We start from the raw sequence: 573 nt of genomic DNA, 5'->3' as shown, positions 1-573 counted from the left end.
AACAACGGCTTGAGGCTTTCGCGGTCGTGGTGGGCCATGCCCTCGATGCGCCGAATGTCGGAGAGGCGCATCTCGTGGCGCACGTCCTGGGCCATGCGCCCGCCCGCCGTGGAGATCATCAGATGCATGAGCTTGAGGGCGCGCAGACTTGGCGCGTTCCGCATGTAGACCCCGCGCGCCACCTCGGCGGGCAGCACGGTCTTGGATTGGTCATAGGCCCGATCAGCGGCCACTTGCAGCGTCTTTCCCATAGGTGACTTTGGAAGTGTAAAATTGTCACCTGTCAATGCGCAATATCGGCCCAATATGTCACTCCATCGGCCCAATACGTCACCGCAGCGGCCCAATATGTCACTTATAAATGCGCAATGTCTTGATAACTCTTATGTATTTCCGCCTGAACTATAAGAACTTTAGAACAAGAATGGCGGCACCACTCTCTTGCCCTGTGGATAACTGCTCAGACAGCACCTCCGAGGGGGATCGAAGCGCCCGCTCGGGATGCCGGAAAGGGCTGAGAAACACTCGGCACCCTCGCCCTTCACCCAGACGCAGCCTCGGGTCGAAGAGTAC

At 58.3% G+C, this 573-nt stretch carries 1 pseudogene; it reads right to left on the bottom strand.

From position 1 onward, the window contains the following. Window positions 1–251 (bottom strand): annotated as a pseudogene (locus CK240_RS17820) (replication initiation protein); the annotation flags it as partial. Window positions 252–573: the final 322 nt, after the last annotated feature.

This window comes from Paracoccus salipaludis (assembly GCF_002287065.1).
GTDB lineage: Bacteria > Pseudomonadota > Alphaproteobacteria > Rhodobacterales > Rhodobacteraceae > Paracoccus > Paracoccus salipaludis.
The sequence above is the reverse complement of the archived record's forward strand: the minus strand, read 5'-3'. Positions and strand labels throughout refer to the sequence as shown.